The 15,713-nt window shown below is 72.4% G+C and carries 19 protein-coding genes and 1 riboswitch; of the genes, 1 reads left to right on the forward strand and 18 read right to left on the reverse strand.

Features of this window, described 5'->3' with window-relative positions; genetic code table 11:
* Window positions 1–50: 50 nt before the first annotated feature.
* The gene (locus BJ975_RS07225) at window positions 51–1,040 is read left to right on the forward strand and encodes a GNAT family N-acetyltransferase (RefSeq protein WP_179424490.1); all 990 of its coding nucleotides are present in this window, start codon (window positions 51–53) and stop codon (window positions 1,038–1,040) included.
* On the opposite strand, the gene BJ975_RS07230 is transcribed toward BJ975_RS07225, so the two are convergent.
* The 18 genes from BJ975_RS07230 to BJ975_RS07315 form a co-directional block, all read right to left on the reverse strand.
* On the reverse strand, window positions 1,023–1,523 hold the full coding sequence (locus BJ975_RS07230; protein ID WP_179424491.1) for an SseB family protein: 501 nt from the start codon (window positions 1,521–1,523) through the stop codon (window positions 1,023–1,025). The two genes, BJ975_RS07225 and BJ975_RS07230, sit on opposite strands and share 18 nt — an antisense overlap.
* Entirely contained in the window at window positions 1,520–1,939 is a 420-nt protein-coding gene (locus tag BJ975_RS07235) for a PH domain-containing protein (protein WP_179424492.1), read from the reverse strand. The genes BJ975_RS07230 and BJ975_RS07235 overlap by 4 nt, the downstream gene beginning before the upstream one ends.
* 2 nt (window positions 1,940–1,941) lie before the next feature.
* Complete coding sequence (gene hisG, locus BJ975_RS07240) at window positions 1,942–2,787, reverse strand: ATP phosphoribosyltransferase (protein ID WP_179424493.1); 846 nt, start codon at window positions 2,785–2,787, stop codon at window positions 1,942–1,944.
* A 10-nt stretch (window positions 2,788–2,797) separates the two neighbouring features.
* Window positions 2,798–3,061, reverse strand: coding sequence for a phosphoribosyl-ATP diphosphatase (locus BJ975_RS07245; protein WP_179424494.1), 264 nt, complete (start codon window positions 3,059–3,061; stop codon window positions 2,798–2,800).
* A 23-nt stretch (window positions 3,062–3,084) separates the two neighbouring features.
* Entirely contained in the window at window positions 3,085–3,564 is a 480-nt protein-coding gene (gene ribH, locus BJ975_RS07250; RefSeq protein ID WP_179424495.1) for a 6,7-dimethyl-8-ribityllumazine synthase, read from the reverse strand.
* A 1-nt stretch (window position 3,565) separates the two neighbouring features.
* On the reverse strand, window positions 3,566–4,810 hold the full coding sequence (locus tag BJ975_RS07255; protein WP_179424496.1) for a bifunctional 3,4-dihydroxy-2-butanone-4-phosphate synthase/GTP cyclohydrolase II: 1,245 nt from the start codon (window positions 4,808–4,810) through the stop codon (window positions 3,566–3,568).
* Window positions 4,807–5,406: a riboflavin synthase gene (locus BJ975_RS07260; RefSeq protein ID WP_179424497.1), complete on the reverse strand. Its 600-nt coding sequence runs from the start codon at window positions 5,404–5,406 to the stop codon at window positions 4,807–4,809. The genes BJ975_RS07255 and BJ975_RS07260 overlap by 4 nt, the downstream gene beginning before the upstream one ends.
* Window positions 5,406–6,440 (reverse strand): bifunctional diaminohydroxyphosphoribosylaminopyrimidine deaminase/5-amino-6-(5-phosphoribosylamino)uracil reductase RibD, encoded by a 1,035-nt coding sequence (gene ribD / locus BJ975_RS07265; protein WP_269306857.1) that lies wholly within the window; start codon window positions 6,438–6,440, stop codon window positions 5,406–5,408. Before ribD ends, BJ975_RS07260 begins: the two co-directional genes overlap by 1 nt.
* A gap of 64 nt (window positions 6,441–6,504) precedes the next feature.
* Window positions 6,505–6,636: riboswitch (FMN riboswitch) on the reverse strand.
* A 33-nt stretch (window positions 6,637–6,669) separates the two neighbouring features.
* The gene (gene rpe / locus BJ975_RS07270) at window positions 6,670–7,326 is read right to left on the reverse strand and encodes a ribulose-phosphate 3-epimerase (protein ID WP_179424498.1); all 657 of its coding nucleotides are present in this window, start codon (window positions 7,324–7,326) and stop codon (window positions 6,670–6,672) included.
* A gap of 17 nt (window positions 7,327–7,343) precedes the next feature.
* The gene (locus BJ975_RS07275) at window positions 7,344–8,612 is read right to left on the reverse strand and encodes an RsmB/NOP family class I SAM-dependent RNA methyltransferase (protein WP_179424499.1); all 1,269 of its coding nucleotides are present in this window, start codon (window positions 8,610–8,612) and stop codon (window positions 7,344–7,346) included.
* On the reverse strand, window positions 8,609–9,532 hold the full coding sequence (gene fmt, locus BJ975_RS07280) for a methionyl-tRNA formyltransferase (RefSeq protein WP_179424500.1): 924 nt from the start codon (window positions 9,530–9,532) through the stop codon (window positions 8,609–8,611). The genes BJ975_RS07275 and fmt overlap by 4 nt, the downstream gene beginning before the upstream one ends.
* A 31-nt stretch (window positions 9,533–9,563) precedes the next feature.
* Window positions 9,564–11,459: a primosomal protein N' gene (locus BJ975_RS07285; RefSeq protein WP_317628299.1), complete on the reverse strand. Its 1,896-nt coding sequence runs from the start codon at window positions 11,457–11,459 to the stop codon at window positions 9,564–9,566.
* 32 nt (window positions 11,460–11,491) lie between these two features.
* Window positions 11,492–12,679: a methionine adenosyltransferase gene (gene metK, locus BJ975_RS07290; RefSeq protein WP_179424501.1), complete on the reverse strand. Its 1,188-nt coding sequence runs from the start codon at window positions 12,677–12,679 to the stop codon at window positions 11,492–11,494.
* A gap of 78 nt (window positions 12,680–12,757) precedes the next feature.
* A complete protein-coding gene (gene coaBC / locus BJ975_RS07295) occupies window positions 12,758–13,960 on the reverse strand; it encodes a bifunctional phosphopantothenoylcysteine decarboxylase/phosphopantothenate--cysteine ligase CoaBC (RefSeq protein ID WP_179424502.1) in 1,203 nt (400 codons plus the stop codon).
* A gap of 11 nt (window positions 13,961–13,971) precedes the next feature.
* Window positions 13,972–14,268 carry a DNA-directed RNA polymerase subunit omega gene (gene rpoZ, locus BJ975_RS07300; RefSeq protein ID WP_179424503.1) on the reverse strand — a complete coding sequence of 99 codons (297 nt, stop codon included), beginning with the start codon at window positions 14,266–14,268 and terminating at the stop codon, window positions 13,972–13,974.
* A gap of 25 nt (window positions 14,269–14,293) precedes the next feature.
* Complete coding sequence (gene gmk, locus BJ975_RS07305) at window positions 14,294–14,875, reverse strand: guanylate kinase (protein ID WP_179424504.1); 582 nt, start codon at window positions 14,873–14,875, stop codon at window positions 14,294–14,296.
* Window positions 14,868–15,188 (reverse strand): integration host factor, actinobacterial type, encoded by a 321-nt coding sequence (mihF, locus tag BJ975_RS07310; protein WP_179424505.1) that lies wholly within the window; start codon window positions 15,186–15,188, stop codon window positions 14,868–14,870. Before mihF ends, gmk begins: the two co-directional genes overlap by 8 nt.
* A gap of 7 nt (window positions 15,189–15,195) precedes the next feature.
* Window positions 15,196–15,627: a hypothetical protein gene (locus BJ975_RS07315; RefSeq protein ID WP_179424506.1), complete on the reverse strand. Its 432-nt coding sequence runs from the start codon at window positions 15,625–15,627 to the stop codon at window positions 15,196–15,198.
* Window positions 15,628–15,713: the final 86 nt, after the last annotated feature.

Raw genomic sequence — 15,713 nt, forward strand, 5'->3', positions numbered from 1 at the left:
GAAACACCGCCGTCATCCGACGCGCGCACACTCGATCCATGATGTGGCGCGTGCGGACGACCCTGGAGGACAGGCCGGGCATCCTGGCCGAGATCGCCCTGGCGTGCGGCCGGGCCGAGGTGAACATCGCGAGCATGCAGGTCTTCCCCGGGGATCCCACGGTCACGGACGAGTTCGTGGTGACCGCGCCCGAGGGCATGACCGACCTGCAGCTCGCCGAGGTCTTCGAGAAGGCCGGCGGCGGTCGCGTGGCGGTGACGCGCACCGGGCCGGACGCGCTCGACGACGAGGCCACGCGCTACCTGCGGGGCGTGCACGAGGTGCTCGAGGCCGGACGCGACGTCGAGAGCGTCCTGCGCGATCTGCTGGGCACGACTCCCCCGGACGTCCTGGACTACCGCGGGCACGACGTGCTCGACCTCCAGCGGCGCAACGGCACGAGCCTGCGGATCAGCCGAGCCGTGCCGTTCACCCCCACGGAGCGGTCGCGCGCGCAGGCGCTGCTGTCGCTCGTCAGCGACGCCGGGATGGACGTGCCGCTGCTCCAGCCCGCCGAGCGCCATCCCCTCCCTCTCGTCCGGCCGGCCACCCTGGCCGACATCGACGCGGTCGCCGCGCTCCACCAGCGCTGCAGCGCCGAGACGCTCTACCACCGCTACCAGGTGCCGCTGCGGATGCCGATGACCACGCGGATGGCCCGCCGGCTCGTCATGCCCGACAGCGGGGTGGCGATCGTCGTGCAGTCGGGCCTCGACCTCGTGGGGCACGGCCTGATCGAGCGGGTCGAGCACCGCTGGACGTTCCACCTGCTCGTCGAGGACGCGTGGCAGGGGCGCGGCGTCGGCACGATGCTCGTCAAGCAGGGCGCAGGACGGGCGCGGGCCCTCGGTGCCGAGCGACTGACCTTCGTCACGGCCACCTCGAACGACACCCTGCTGCGCACCGTGGGACGCGCGGGCTTCGTCGCGCGGGTGGAGCGGCACGACGGGAACATCCACGTCACGGTGCCGCTCGCGGGGGTGTCACCCCTCGTCGACTGATCCGCCGACCGGCTCGATCCACGCGGTGCCCGCGGGGGTGCGCACGAGGACGTGCTCGGCGGCCACGTGCTCGAGGTCCTCGGTCTCGATGACGCCGAACGTCGGCTGGCCGAGGTCGAGCAGCATGGCCGAGGCGCCATCAGCCAGCGCCGCGCGCGCGGCATCGCGACCGTGGACGGGAACGGGCCGCGACTCGGGGTTCCAGCGGCTCATCGTCTCCAGCGACGTGAACGCGAGCAGGGCCGTGCGGCCGTCGGCACCCGTCATCAGCACGGCGGCCATGTCGGAGTTCTTGTCGCTCCCATCGGTGGCCAGCTCGCCCAGCACCGCCACCACCGGGACGAACACGCGCGCCGTCCCGATCGTGGCGAGCACCGTGGTGTCGTCGGTGAGGTCGAGCGAGGGGTCGAGCCCGCCGTCGTCGTCGGGGAACGCCGGCTCGGCCAGCGAGCGACCTCCGCCGAAGCTGTCGCCGTGGCTCATCGCACGTGGCCGGAGAGCCAGCTCACGGCCGCACGGGCCGGGTCGCCCTCGCTGCCCTGGATCGCGAAGAGCGCGAAGCGCTGGCCGTCCTTCGTCTCGAGCGTGGGCCAGGGGGCGCCGGGGCGCATCGACACGAGGGCGATCTCGTCCCACGCGAGCGAGCGGCGGCGCCAGCCGTTGACGAAGGTCAGCCCTTGCTCGTCGGCGGTGACGCGGCTGAGCGTGACGAACAGCGCGAACAGCGCGACGAAGCCGATCAGCACCCAGATCGTCACGGTCTGCGACGTGGTGAACTTGTAGTCCTCGGGCAGCCGCAGGCCGATCACGAGCGCCAGGATCGCGAGCACGACCGCCGCCGCCCACATGACGAGGATGACGCCGGTGGGCCGGAACGTGCGGCGGGTGGACTCGCTCATCGTCAGATCCGGCACGACAGGATGTCCGTGACGAGGATGCCGCGGCCGCCGAGGGCGTACAGCTCGTCCATGATCTTCTGGGTGGCGTCGCGCGGGACCATCGCCCGGACCGCGACCCACCCCTCGCGATGAAGGGGCGAGACCGTGGGCGACTCGATGCCGGGCGTGAGGCGCACGGCCTCGTCGACGTTCTGGACGCGGATGTCGTAGTCCATCATCACGTAGGTGCGGGCGACGATGACGCTCTGCAGGCGGCGCTGGAAGACCGCGAAGCCCTCGGGCTGCTCGGAGGCCGACCGCGAGACCAGCAGGGCCTCGGACGTGAGGATCGGGTCGCCGAAGACCTCCAGACCTGCCTGGCGCAGCGTGGTGCCGGTCTCGACGACGTCGGCGATCGCGTCGGCGACGCCGAGCCTGATCGACGTCTCGACGGCGCCGTCGAGGCGCACCACCTGGGCGTCGATGCCCAGCCGCTCGAGGTGCGCGCGGACGATGCCGGGGTACGACGTGGCGATCCGGCGGCCCTGCAGCTCGGACTCGCTGGTCATCTGGCCCTCGGGGGCGGCGAAGCGGAAGGTGGACCCGGCGAAGCCGAGCTCCATCACCTCGTCGGCCTTCGCGCCGGAGTCGAGCAGCAGGTCGCGACCGGTGATGCCGACGTCGAGGGTGCCCTCGCCGACGTAGATCGCGATGTCTCGGGGACGGAGGTAGAAGAACTCGACGTCGTTGTCGGTGTCGACGCTGACGAGGTCCTTGGCGTGGCGGCGCTGGCGGTACCCGGCTTCGGTGAGCATCGCGGCAGCGGCCTCGGCGAGGGCGCCCTTGTTGGGGACGGCGACCTTGAGCATGTGGGGATTCCTAGAGGTGGGAGTAGACGTCATCGAGGGAGATGCCAGCGGCGATCATCATCACCTGCGCGTGGTACAGCAGCTGGCTGAGCTCCTCGGCCGCACGCGCAGGTCCCTCATGCTCGGCGGCCATCCACGACTCGGCGGCCTCCTCCACGAGCTTCTTGCCGATCGCGTGCACGCCCGCGTCGAGCTCGGCGACGGTGCGCGAGCCCTCGGGGCGGGAGGCGGCCTTCTCGGACAGTTCCGCGAACAGGCCATCGAACGTCTTCATCGTGGCCATCCTATCGGCGGGGCCTATCGGCGGGGCGTCAGGCCCCGGACGGTCACCCATGCGGACAGCGCGGCCTCGGCGGCCTCGCGGCCCTTGTCCTCGGGCGAGCCGGGCAGTCCGGCGCGGTCGAGCGCCTGCTGCTCGGTGTCGCACGTGAGCAGGCCGAACCCGACCGGCACGCCGGTGTCGAGCGCGACGCGGGACAGACCGTCGGTGGTGGCGGCGGAGACGTACTCGAAGTGCGGCGTGCCACCGCGGATGATGACGCCGAGCGCCACCACCACGTCGTATCCGGCCTTCGCGCAGGCCTGGGCGATGATCGGCAGCTCGAACGAGCCGGGCGCGCGCAGGACGGTGACGTCGGTGACGCCCGCCTCCTCGAGCGCACGCTCGGTGCCGCCGAGGAGGCCGTCCATGACCTCGGTGTGCCAGCTCGAGGCGACGACGGCGACCTTGGCGCCGCTGCCGTCGACCTTCAGCTCGGGTGCTCCGTGTCCGGCCATCTCAGTTCTCCTCGTCCAGCTGCAGGTCCGGCAGGTCATGACCCATGCGGGCGGCCTTCGTCTGCAGGTACCGCAGGTTGTCGGGGGTGGGCGCGATGACCACGGGGAGCCGCTGGGCGACCTTGACCCCGTACTGCTCCAGCTGCGTGGACTTGTCGGGGTTGTTCGTCAGCAGCCGCACCGACGTGACGCCGAGGTCGCGCAGGATCTGGGCGCCGGCGGCGTAGTCGCGCTCGTCCTCGCCGAAGCCGAGCGAGAGGTTCGCGTCGACCGTGTCCTGGCCCTGGTCCTGGAGCTCGTAGGCGCGCAGCTTGTGCAGCAGGCCGATCCCCCGGCCCTCGTGGCCGCGCAGGTAGACGACCACGCCGGCGCCCTCGGCCACGACCTGCGCCATGGCGGCCTCCAGCTGGGGACCGCAGTCGCAGCGACGCGAGCCGAAGACGTCGCCCGTCAGGCACTCGGAGTGCAGGCGCACCAGCACGTCCTCGGTGCCGGGCTCGCCGTGGACGAGCGCGATGTGCTCGGCGCCGTCGATGCGGTCGCGGAAGCCGAGCGCGCGGAACGTGCCGAACTCGGTGGGCAGGTGGGAGTCGGCGAGGCGCGAGACCTGGGACTCGTGCAGGCGCAGGTACACCTGCAGGTCGGCGATCGACACGAGCGCGAGGTCGTGCTCGTCGGCGAACGCGCGCAGCTCGGGGGCGCGCTTGAGGGTGCCGTCGTCGTTCATGACCTCGCCGATGACGCCGGCGGGCGTCAGGCCGGCCAGGCGGGCGAAGTCGACCGCGGCCTCGGTGTGGCCGGCACGCTCCAGCACGCCGCCCGGCTTCGCGCGCAGCGGCACGATGTGCCCGGGCTGGACGAGCTCGAACGGCTCGGTGGCCGAGTCGGCCAGCACGCGGCACGTGCGGGCGCGGTCGCTGGCCGAGATGCCGGTCGTGACACCGTCGCGTGCGTCGATCGAGACCGTGTAGGCCGTGCGGAGGCGGTCGCGGTTGTGCGGGGTCATCAGCGGGATCGCCAGGCGGTCGAGGATCTCGCCGACGACCGGCGCGCAGATGAGGCCGCTGGAGTGACGGACCAGGAAGGCCATCAGCTCGGGCGTCGCCTTCGACGCGGCGAAGATGATGTCGCCCTCGTTCTCACGGTCCTCGTCGTCGACGACCACGATCGCCTTGCCGTCGCGAATGTCGGCGATCGCGCGCTCGATGCTGTCGAGGCGGACCCCGGTGTACTGCTCCTCGCTCATGAGTGAGCTCCCTTCTCGAGCAGGCGCTCGACGTACTTGGCGATGACGTCCACCTCGAGGTTGACGCGGTCGCCGGGCTTGCGGGTGCCGAGCACGGTGTCGGCGAGAGTGGTGGGGATCAGCGAGACGCTGAACCAGTCGTCGCCGGCCTCGACGACCGTGAGCGACGTGCCGTCGACGGTGATCGAGCCCTTGTCGACGACGTAGCGGGCCAGCTCGGCCGGCAGGCTGAACCGCACGACCTCCCAGTGCTCGCTGGGCGTGCGGTCGAGGAGGGTGGCGGTGCCGTCGACGTGGCCCTGCACGATGTGGCCGCCCATGCGGGCGCCGGCCTGCATCGCGCGCTCGAGGTTGACCTCGGCGCCGGGCGCCAGGTCGCCCAGGCTCGTGCGGACGAGCGACTCGCGCATGACGTCGGCGCTGAACGTGTCCTCGGTGGGTTCGATCACGGTCAGGCAGCAGCCGTTGACGGCGATCGAGTCGCCGTGGCCCGCGTCCGACGTGACGACCGGGCCGCGGATCGTGATCCGCACGGAGTCGCCGAGGTCCTCGAGGGCCACGACGGTGCCCTTCTCCTCCACCAGTCCGGTGAACATCAGTCCATGTCCTCTCTGGGCATCCGGCCGGGAGTGCCGATGATGCGGATGTCGGGGCCGACCATCGTCAGGTCGGTGATGTCGATGGGGCGGATGTCCGCCAGCGTGGTGGCCTCGCCCTCGAGGGCGGCGCGGCCGGAGCCGAGCATGGCCGGGGCCATGTAGCCGATGACACGGTCGATGAGGCCCTCGCCCCAGAACGCGCCCGCCAGGCGGGGTCCGCCCTCGAGCCACACGTGGTGGATGCCCTCGGCCTGCAGCTCGGCGAGCACCTCGTGGGGGTCGCGCGAGGCGATCTGGCGCGTGGGCGCGACGCGGTCGAACACGCGGTAGTAGGCCGGGATCTTGGACTCGCCGACGATGACGCGCAGCGGCTGCTGGTCGTACGGCAGCGGCTTGTCGTCCTCGTCGCGCACCGTGAGGCGCGGGTCGTCCGACAGCACCGAGTAGGTGCCGGCCATGATCGCGTCGCACTCGGCACGGAAGCGCTGCACGTCGCGGCGCGCGGTCTGGCTGGTGATCCACTTGCTGGTGCCGTCGGGAGCCGCGCTGAGCCCGTCGAGCGTGGCCGCGTACTTCCACGTGACGAACGGGCGGCCGTGCAGGTGGCGGTGCGCCCAGAAGCGAACGAGGTGGTCGGTCTCGTCGGCGAGGACGCCGCCCTCCACCTCGACGCCCGCCTCGACGAGCGCCTTCGCTCCCCCGGCACCTTCGGCCGGGTCGGTGGTGCCGAACACGACGCGGGCGACACCGGCGCCGATGAGCGCCTGCGTACACGGGCCGGTGCGGCCCGTGTGGTCGCAGGGCTCGAGGGTGACGACGGCGGTGGCGCCGCGGGCGCGGTCGCCGGCCTGCGCGAGCGCGTCGACCTCGGCGTGCGGGGTGCCCGCGCCGCGGTGGACGCCCGTGGCGATCTCGGCGCCGTCCGCGTCGAGCAGGACACAGCCCACCTGCGGGTTGGGCAGCGTGCGGCCCACGGTGCGGGCCGCGTCGATCGCGCGACGCATCGCGTCGGTCTCGGTCTGACTGGCCACCGGTCTCCCTGCGGTCGGGCTCACGACACACCGGGGACGGCTCGGACGCACGGGGCGGCCGAGCAGCGTGCGCCTTCCATCCGGACTTTCACCGTCGGTACCGGAATTCCACCGGTTCAACCTCGGCCCTGCGAGAGGACCTCGGGTCGCGGACTGTCACCGCCGGTTCGGACTTGCACCGACCCCGGAGCACGCGAGCGAATTGCTCGTACGGGGGAAGTCTAGCGGCTCAGTGACAGGCGCCGACGGCCGTCTCACGCAGGCGCTCCACCATGGCGCCTGGATCGTCGGCGCCGTAGACCGCCGAGCCCGCCACGAAGGTGTCCGCGCCGGCCTCGGCGCAGCGCTCGATCGTCTCCAGCGAGACCCCGCCGTCGACCTGCAGCCAGATGTCGCCGCCGACCTTGTCGAGCAGGGCGCGGGTGCGGCGGATCTTCGGCAGGCACAGGTCCAGGAACCGCTGGCCACCGAAGCCCGGCTCCACGGTCATGATCAGCACCATGTCGAGCTCGGGCAGCAGGTCCTCGTAGGGCTCGATGGGCGTCGCGGGCTTGAGCGCCATCGAGGCACGAGCGCCCTGGGCGCGCAGCTCGCGGGCCAGCCGCACCGGGGCCTTCGCGGCCTCGACGTGGAACGTGACGCTGGAGGCGCCGGCCTCGACGAACTGCGGGGCCCAGCGGTCGGGGTCCTCGATCATCAGGTGCGCGTCGATGGGCTGGGTCGCGGCCTTCGCGAGGGCCTCGATCACGGGGGCGCCGAGCGTCAGGTTCGGCACGAAGTGGTTGTCCATGACGTCCATGTGCAGGAAGTCGGCCGTGGGGATCCGGGCCGCCTCCCCCGCCAGGTTCGCGAAGTCGGCGTTGAGCAGGCTCGGCGTGATGCGCATGGGGCCGAGCGTATCGGTCAGGATCGGCGCAGCAGGGCCAGGTACATGGCGTCGGTGCCGTCGGTGTGCGGCCACCAGTGGTGCTCGGACTCGACGGTGACGTCGGAGCGCTCGGCGGTGACGGCCTCGACGACCTCGCGGGTCTCGGCGGGCAGCGGCGAGCACGTCGCGTAGCCCACCACTCCCCCGGGCCGGACGAGGTCGAGCGCGCGCGTCAACAGCTGGCGCTGGAGCTCGACGAGCTCGGGCACGTCCTCGGGACGGCGGCGCCAGCGGGCCTCCGGCCGACGACGGAGCGCACCGAGTCCGGTGCACGGCGCGTCGAGGAGCACGCGGTCGAAGGACTCCTCCTCCCACGGGCCCTCGCGGCCGTCGTGGACGACGACCTGGACGTTGCTGAGCGCGCGCACGGACTGCCGGACGAGCTCGGCCCGGTGCGGCTGGACCTCGTTGGCCACGAGGCTCGCGCCACGCTCGGCGGCCAGCGCACCGAGCAGCGCGGCCTTGCCGCCGGGGCCGGCGGCGAGGTCGAGCCAGTGCGTGTCGTAGCCCTCGACGGGCGCCTCGGCCGTGGTGATGGCGACCATCTGCGAGCCCTCGTCCTGGACCCCGGCGCGGCCGTCGCGCACGGCAGGCACGAAGCCCGGGTCGCCGCCGCCGGTCATGATCCGGGCGTACGGGCTCATCCGTCCCGTCTCGCCGGGCAGTGACCTCGGGTCGATCAGGCCGGGACGGGCGACGAGCGTGACGTGCGGCGGCACGTTGTCGGCGGCGAGCAGCCCCTCCAGCTGGTCGGGGCCCACCGCGTCCTCGAGCGCCGCGACGACCCACGTCGGGTGCGAGTACCGGATCGCCAGCGCCGCGTGCCGGTCGAGACCGGCGGTCAGCTCGGTGATCCAGGTGTCGAGGTCCTTCTGGCCGATCTTGCGCAGCACCGCGTTCGTGAAGCCGACGGGCCGGTGCCCGATCCGCCGGCGGACCAGGTTGACCGTGGTGTCGACCGCCGCGTGCGGGGGCACCCGCATCGCCAGCAGCTGGTGCACGCCGAGCCGCAGGGCGTCGCGGACCGCGGGGTGGACGGTGCCGGTGGCGACCCTGTCGATGATCGCGTCGTACGTGCCCTGGTGGCGGATCGTGTTGCTGGTCAGCTCGGTCGCCAACGCGGCGTCCCGGTCGGAGAGGTCCTTCAGCAGCGTCGGCAGCAGCAGGTTGACGTAGACCTCGCGCGTGCGGACGGCCGACATGACCTCGAAGGCCACCTCGCGGGGATCGGTGATGGCGCTCATCCGAACACCACCTCGGTCGCTCCGCCGAGGCCGCGGCCCCAGTCCGCTGCGCGCATCGCCTTCTTGCCGTGCGGCTGGACCTCGCCCAGGACGACGTCGGTCGTGGTCGTGCCCACCCGGACCTCGCGCTTGCCGATCGCGGCGACGCCGGGCTCGAGCGTGGACTCCTCGGAGATCGTCAGCGGACCGACCTTGACGCGGGCCCCGTCGAGCTCGGTCCACGCGCCGGGCGCGGGCGTGCAGCCGCGGATGTGCCGGTCGACGGCGAAGGCGGGGCGCTTCCAGTCGATGCGGGCGTCCTCGGTGGTCAGCTTGTGGGCGTACGAGACGTTGTCCTCGGGCTGGCGCACCGCGCCGATGTCGCCGCCCTCGATGTGATCGACGACGTCGACGGTCAGCACGGCGCCCTGGTCGGAGAGGCGGTCGAGCAGCGTGCCCGTGGTGTCGTCCTCGCGGATCCGCTCGGTGATCGTGCCGAGCACGGGGCCGGCGTCGAGCGCCTCGACGAGGCTGAAGACCGTGGCGCCGGTGATCTCGTCGCCGGCCATGATCGAGCGCTGGACCGGTGCGGCACCGCGCCAGGCCGGCAGCACCGAGTAGTGCAGGTTGATCCAGCCGAGCTCGAGCGCGTCCAGCACGTCGCGACGCAGCAGGGCGCCGTACGCGACGATCACGCCCAGCCGCGCCTGCGTGGCTGCGAGCGCCTCGAGGAACTCCGGATCGGAGGTCGAGGCGGGCTTGAGGACGTCGATGCCGTGCGCCTCGGCGGCGACCGCGACGGGCGACGGCTGCAGCGAGCGGCCCCGGCCGACGCGGGCGTCGGGACGCGTGATCACCGCCGCCACCTCGTGGCGGCTGGCGACGAGCGCCTCGAGCGTCGGCACGGCGGTGGCCGGGGTCCCGGCGAAGACGATTCTCACCCGGCGAGTCTAGGTCGTCGGTCGGGAGCGCTCAGAACGCGACGGGGTCGATCTGGATCCGCACCGGCGGCTCCTTGGCCGCGCTGCGCTCGGCCGCGAGCTGCTTGAGCACGGTGGCGAGGGCGAGACCTTCGCGGCGGGGCACGCGCAGGATGAGTCGCTCGCGGCCGGGCTCGACCGGCACGGGGCCGAGCACGTCGACGAACGCGGGCCAGTCCCGCTTCGCGAGGACGCCGATGACGTCCTCGGGTCCGTCGACGGTGGCGAGCCGGCCCACGGGCGGGAGGTGTGTCTCGGCACGGTCGGTGAGCTCGCGCGCCGCGACCGTGACCGGATCGGCGCGCACGAGCGCCTGCAGGACCGTGGAGTCCCCCACCGCGACGGCTCGCGCGCCGAACGCCGCCAGGGCGAGCGCGTTGAACCAGCGGCGGTGCGACTCCTCGACGACGCGGACGTCGTCGCGGCCGAGCATGAGCCACGTGTCGAGCAGCACGACCACCGCGTAGCCACCGGAGACCGTGGGCTCGGCGCCGGGCGTGGCGAGGACGAGCGGTGAGCCGTCGCCCTCGACGTGGTCGAGCACGGCGCTGCCGCCGGAGGTCAGCACCGTGCGGTCGGGGAACGCTGCCCCGAACTCCTCGGCGGTGCGCAGCTGCCCGACCACGGGGGCGCGCAGGCGGGTGCCGCCGCACTCGCCGCAGCGCCAGGCCGGGACCTCGGTGGCGCACCAGCGGCACACGAGTGGGGCGTCGGCGCGGTGCTGCAGGAGCGGGCCGTGGCACTGCGGGCACGTGGCCGGCGTGCGGCAGTCCTGGCATGCCAGCGACGTGCGGTAGCCACGACGAGGCACCTGGACCAGCACCGGGCCCTCGGCGTTGCGGACGGCCTGGAACACGGCCGCGGGCAGCCGGGCCGCGGCCGCACCGTGCTCGGTGCCGTCGGTGACCTCGACGAGCGGCCACTCGCGGCGCCGTGAGGACTGGTCGGCGACGATCTCGGCGCACCAGCCCTGCTGGACGAGTGACTGCGCCTCGGCGGTGCGGGCGTGCCCCGCGATGAGGACGCCCGCACCGGCCTCGATGGCGCGGGTGAGCAGCACCTCGCGGGTGTGCGGGTACGGCGCTCGCGGCTCGGCGTGCAGATCGTCGCCGTCGTCCCAGATCACGACGAGGCCCAGGTCCTTCACCGGTGCGTAGGCGGCGCCCCGGGTGCCCAGCACGACCCGGACCTCGCCGCGCGTGACGCGCAGGAAGCTGCGGTAGCGCGCGGCCGGCTTGTCGGCCGCGGTGAGCACGACGTGGGCGTCCGGTCCGAGCGCCTCGGCGAAGACCTCGTGCCAGCGGGTGGCGTCGCGGACGTCGGGGACGCAGACCACCGCTCCACGACCCGATCGGACGACGGCGGAGACCGCCTCCGCGACGGCGCGCTCGGGCTCGTGGCGCGGCAGCACGTTGAGCACCGCACGCGGCGACTCCCCCTTCGCGAGGGCCTCGACGAACGTCGCACCGTGCAGGTAGGCGTGCCACGAGGCGCTGCCGATGTCGGGCGGCGTGGGCGCGGGGTCGGACGGCGGGTGCGCCTCGGCCCGCGCATGGCGCGGCGGGATCGCGAGCCTCAGGACGTCGGCGACGGTGCCGGCGTAGCGGTCGGCCAGCGTGCGGGCCAGGTGGGCCGTCTGGGGCGCGAGGACGGGCTCGGAGGAGACGACCTTGGCGACCTGGGCGAGCTTGCCCTCGTGCTCGGAGCCGTCGGCCAGCTCGAGGACGAAGCCGTCGACCAGCCGTCCCGCGAAGCGCACCTTGACCCGGCAGCCGGGGACGACGCCGTCGGCCAGCTCGTCGGGAACCGCGTAGTCGAACGGGCGGTCGAGATGCGACAGCGGCGTGTCGACGAGGATCCTCGCGACACGCCGCTGTGCTTCACTCACTCGGCTGTTCTACCAGCCGGAGCTGACATCGCTCACACCCCGGCGGCGGCGCGCAGGGCGTCGGCGCGGTCGGTGCTCTCCCACGGCAGGCCGGGGCGGCCGAAGTGACCGTAGGCGGCCGTCTCGGCGTAGATCGGGCGCAGCAGGTCGAGGTCGCGGACGATCGCGGCGGGGCGCAGGTCGAAGACCTCGAGGACCGCCTGACGGATCGTGTCCACGGGGACGACCTCGGTGCCGAACGTGTCGACGTAGAAGCCGACCGGGTGGGCCACGCCGATCGCGTACGCGACCTGGACCTCGGCCTTGGTGGCCAGACCCGAGGCGACGATGTTCTTGGCGACCCAGCGCATCGCGTAGGCGGCCGAGCGGTCGACCTTGCTCGGATCCTTGCCGCTGAAGGCGCCGCCGCCGTGACGGGCGTAGCCACCGTAGGTGTCGACGATGATCTTGCGGCCGGTCAGGCCCGCGTCGCCCATGGGGCCGCCGATGACGAACTTGCCCGTGGGGTTGATGTGCGACTTGTAGCTCGACGCGTCGATGTCGTACTGGCTCAGCACCTCGTCGATGACGTGCTTCTTCAGGTCGGACGGGAGCTGGTGCTCGAGGTCGACGCCCTCCTCGTGCTGCGTGGAGATGACGATCGCCTCGACGCGGACGGGCTTGTCGTCGTCGTCGTACTCGATGGTGACCTGGGTCTTGCCGTCGGGACGCAGGTACGGGAGCGTGCCGTCCTTGCGGACCTTGGTGAGCTGCTCGGAGAGGCGGTGCGCGATCGTGATCGGCAGCGGCATCAGCTCGGGGGTCTCGTCGCAGGCGAAGCCGAACATGAGGCCCTGGTCGCCGGCGCCCTGGAGGTCGAGCGGGTCGGTGGCGCCGCCGAGGCGGGCCTCCTCGGCCTTGTCGACGCCCTGCGCGATGTCGGGCGACTGCGCGTCGAGGGTGACCTGCACCGCGCAGGACTCGCCGTCGAAGCCCTTCGTGGAGGAGTCGTAGCCGATCTCGAGCACCCGGTCGCGCGCGATCCGCGCGATGTCGGCGTACGCCTCGGTGGTGACCTCGCCGCCGACGAGCACGAGGCCCGTGGTCACGAACGTCTCCGCGGCGACGCGGCTCTTCGGGTCCTGCGCGAGGAGGGCGTCGAGGATGCTGTCGCTGATCTGGTCGGCGATCTTGTCCGGGTGACCCTCGGTCACGGACTCCGAGGTGAAAAGACGGCTCACGGTTACCTCTCTGGCTGATGGACTACGACGTGCTGGACGTCGTGACGACTGTAGTGGGCGGGTGGTGACGGGGCCCGTTCATTCCACGCGTTGGACGACCGCGTCCCAGATCGCGTGGGCGATCTCGGCCTTCGCTGCGCGGGGCACCGGGTGCTCGGCACCCTCGGCCGTGAGGATCGTGACCTCGTTGTCGGGCTGGCCGAACGTGCGCTCGGAGCCGACGTCGTTGACGACCAGCAGGTCGCAGCCCTTGCGCGCCATCTTGGCGCGGGCGTGGTCGAGGACCGACCCGTTGGCGTCGCCGGTCTCGGCAGCGAACCCGACGATCACGGGCGAGCGACCGGAACGGGTGCGCACGAGCTCGACGAGGATGTCGGGGTTCTCGGTGAGCTCGATCGTGGGGGCGACGCCGTCGGCCTGCTTCTTGATCTTGGCGTCGGCGAAGGCGGTGGGCCGGAAGTCGGCCGGGGCGGCGGCCATGACGACGGCGTCGGCGGACTCGGCGGCCTTGAGCACGGCCTCGCGGAGCTCGGCAGTGGTGACGACGCGGACGACGTCGACGCCCGCGGGCACGGGGACCGAGACGTTGGCGGCGACCAGGGTGACGGTGGCGCCGCGGGCGAGCGCCGCCTCGGCGAGGGCGATGCCCTGGCGGCCGGACGAGCGGTTGCCGAGGAACCGGACCGGATCGAGGAACTCGCGGGTGCCGCCGGCCGAGACGACCACGTGCTGGCCGGCGAGATCGTGCGGGCGACCCTGGAGGACCTGCTGGCAGATCGCGAAGATCGCGTCGGGCTCGGGCAGCCGGCCCGGGCCGGTGTCGGCGCCGGTGAGACGGCCCGAGTCGGGCTCGATCACCAGGACGCCGCGATCGCGCAGCGTGGCGACGTTGGCGACCGTGGCGGGGTGCTCCCACATCTCGGTGTGCATGGCCGGGGCCATGACCACCGGACAGCGGGCGGTGAGCAGCGTGTTCGTGAGCAGGTCGTCGGCCAGGCCGTGCGCGGCGCGCGCCAGCGTGTTGGCCGTGGCCGGGACGACCACCACGAGGTCGGCCGTCTGGCCGAGCTTGACGTGGGGCACCTCGGGGACGTTCTCGAAGACCCCCGTCTGCACGGGGTTCCCGGAGAGGGCCTCCCACGTGGGGGCGCCGACGAACTCCAGCGCCGACTCGGTGGGCACGACGCGGACGTCGTGCCCCGCCTCGGTGAAGAGTCGCAGCAGCAGCGCCGCCTTGTAGGCGGCGACGCCGCCGGTGACCCCGAGGACGATGCGACTCATCGCCGGAAGGCTCAGGCCTCGGTGGGGGTCTCGGTCGCGACGGCGTCGGCCGGCACGTCCTCGACGGTCAGCAGGCCGGCGTTGATCTCGCGCAGCGCGATCGACAGCGGCTTCTCCTGGACCTCGGTCTCCAGCAGGGGGCCGACGTACTCGAGCAGGCCCTCGCCCAGCTGGGAGTAGTAGGCGTTGATCTGGCGGGCGCGCTTGGCGCTGTAGAGGACCAGCTTGTACTTGGAGTCCGCCTTCTCGAGCAGGTCGTCGATCGGCGGGTTGGTGATGCCTTCGGCGGCAGAACGTGTCGTGGACACTCAGAATCTCCAGAAGTTTCGAGGTTCACCCGGCAGGGTCGGCTGGCGGGCGTGATCTGAACAAGTCTACCAACTCGCGCCCCGCTTCCTCGACTTCGGTGTTGACGATGGTGGTGTCGAACTCCGACACCGCCGCCAGCTCCTCGCGTGCGGTGGCCAGGCGGCGCTCGCGCTCGGCCTCGGTCTCGGTGCCGCGTCCGACGAGGCGGCTGACCAGCTCGTCCCAGCTGGGCGGGGCCAGGAAGACGAGGTAGGCCTCGGGCAGGGCCTCGCGCACCTGACGGGCGCCCTGCAGGTCGATCTCGAGCAGCACCGACTCCCCCTGCGCCAGCTTCCTCTCCACGGGCGCGCGCGGGGTGCCGTAGCGGTTGACGCCGTGGACGGTGGCCCACTCGAGCAGGCCGTCGTTGTCGACGAGCCGGTCGAACTCCTCGGGCGAGACGAAGTGGTAGTGCGTGCCGTCGACCTCGCCGGGGCGCGGCGGGCGCGTGGTCGCCGACACCGACATGGCGATCTCGGGGTGGTGCTCGCGGATCCAGGCCGCGACGGTGCCCTTGCCGACCGCGGTGGGTCCGGCGAGGACGATGAGCCGGCCGCGCTCAGCCACGGCGACTGATCTCGGCCACGAGCCCCTTGGCCTGGTTGGTACCCAGGCCGCGCAGGCGCCGGCTCTCGGCGATGTTCAGCTCGGCCATGATCTGCTGCGCGGTGAGCTTGCCGATGCCGGGGATGCTCTGGAGCAGGTCGAGGACCTTGATCTTGGCGACGGCCTCGTTGCGCTTGGCCTCGGCCAGCACGTCGGCGATGCTGGCGCCGGAGTGCCGCAGGCGGTTCTTCACCTCGGCGCGCACCTGGCGCGCGGCGGCGGCCTTGGCCAGCGCCGCTCGGCGCTGCTCGTCGGTCAGTTCGGGAAGTGCCATGGTCTCCTCACTTCTTCGACAGGTCGATGCCGCACTCGTCGTGCACGTGCTCGACCACGTCCTCGCGTTCGGCCTTGGTGTCGTTGAAGGCCTCGTGGGCGGCGGTGATCTGGTCGATGTCCTGCTTGGACAGCGCGTTCACCTTCACCTCGTCCTTCATGTCCTCCAGCGCCAGGCCGGACGTGCGGTGCGCGATGACGACCTTCTTGGTCGACACGGCGATCGACTTCCACTCCTTCTTCACGTCGGCCGGCGCGACGCGCGAGATCTTCGTCGTGACGTCGGCGTAGGTGGAGAAGGCGGCGTCGCTCTGCTCGCCGAAGGTGGCCAGCGGCTCGCGCCCCGCGTCGACCGCGTCGCAGTACGGTCCCCCGCCCGAGCAGCCCGCCAGGGTCGCGAGACCGAGGACCACGGACAGCAGCAGGGAGGGTCGTCGCACCCCGACAGGTTACTAGCGCGAGCCCTCGCTCCAGCGGTCCGTGCGCCGCGTGTATCAGCGCGTCCTCTTCCTGCCTCGTCTCGGAT

Source organism: Aeromicrobium tamlense (assembly GCF_013408555.1).
Lineage (GTDB): Bacteria > Actinomycetota > Actinomycetes > Propionibacteriales > Nocardioidaceae > Aeromicrobium > Aeromicrobium tamlense.

What these genes read in the sequence shown, in the direction of transcription:
- mihF (WP_179424505.1), bottom strand. Translation starts at nt 15,188, where the DNA reads ATGGCACTTCCCGAACTGACCGACGAGCAGCGCCGAGCGGCGCTGGCC.
- BJ975_RS07255 (WP_179424496.1), bottom strand. Translation starts at nt 4,810, where the DNA reads ATGAGCGAGGAGCAGTACACCGGGGTCCGCCTCGACAGCATCGAGCGC.
- ribH (WP_179424495.1), bottom strand. Translation starts at nt 3,564, where the DNA reads ATGGCCGGACACGGAGCACCCGAGCTGAAGGTCGACGGCAGCGGCGCC.
- hisG (WP_179424493.1), bottom strand. Translation starts at nt 2,787, where the DNA reads ATGCTCAAGGTCGCCGTCCCCAACAAGGGCGCCCTCGCCGAGGCCGCT.
- BJ975_RS07260 (WP_179424497.1), bottom strand. Translation starts at nt 5,406, where the DNA reads ATGTTCACCGGACTGGTGGAGGAGAAGGGCACCGTCGTGGCCCTCGAG.
- BJ975_RS07235 (WP_179424492.1), bottom strand. Translation starts at nt 1,939, where the DNA reads ATGAGCGAGTCCACCCGCCGCACGTTCCGGCCCACCGGCGTCATCCTC.
- rpe (WP_179424498.1), bottom strand. Translation starts at nt 7,326, where the DNA reads ATGCGCATCACGCCGAGCCTGCTCAACGCCGACTTCGCGAACCTGGCG.
- BJ975_RS07275 (WP_179424499.1), bottom strand. Translation starts at nt 8,612, where the DNA reads ATGAGCGCCATCACCGATCCCCGCGAGGTGGCCTTCGAGGTCATGTCG.
- BJ975_RS07245 (WP_179424494.1), bottom strand. Translation starts at nt 3,061, where the DNA reads ATGAAGACGTTCGATGGCCTGTTCGCGGAACTGTCCGAGAAGGCCGCC.
- BJ975_RS07230 (WP_179424491.1), bottom strand. Translation starts at nt 1,523, where the DNA reads ATGAGCCACGGCGACAGCTTCGGCGGAGGTCGCTCGCTGGCCGAGCCG.
- coaBC (WP_179424502.1), bottom strand. Translation starts at nt 13,960, where the DNA reads ATGAGTCGCATCGTCCTCGGGGTCACCGGCGGCGTCGCCGCCTACAAG.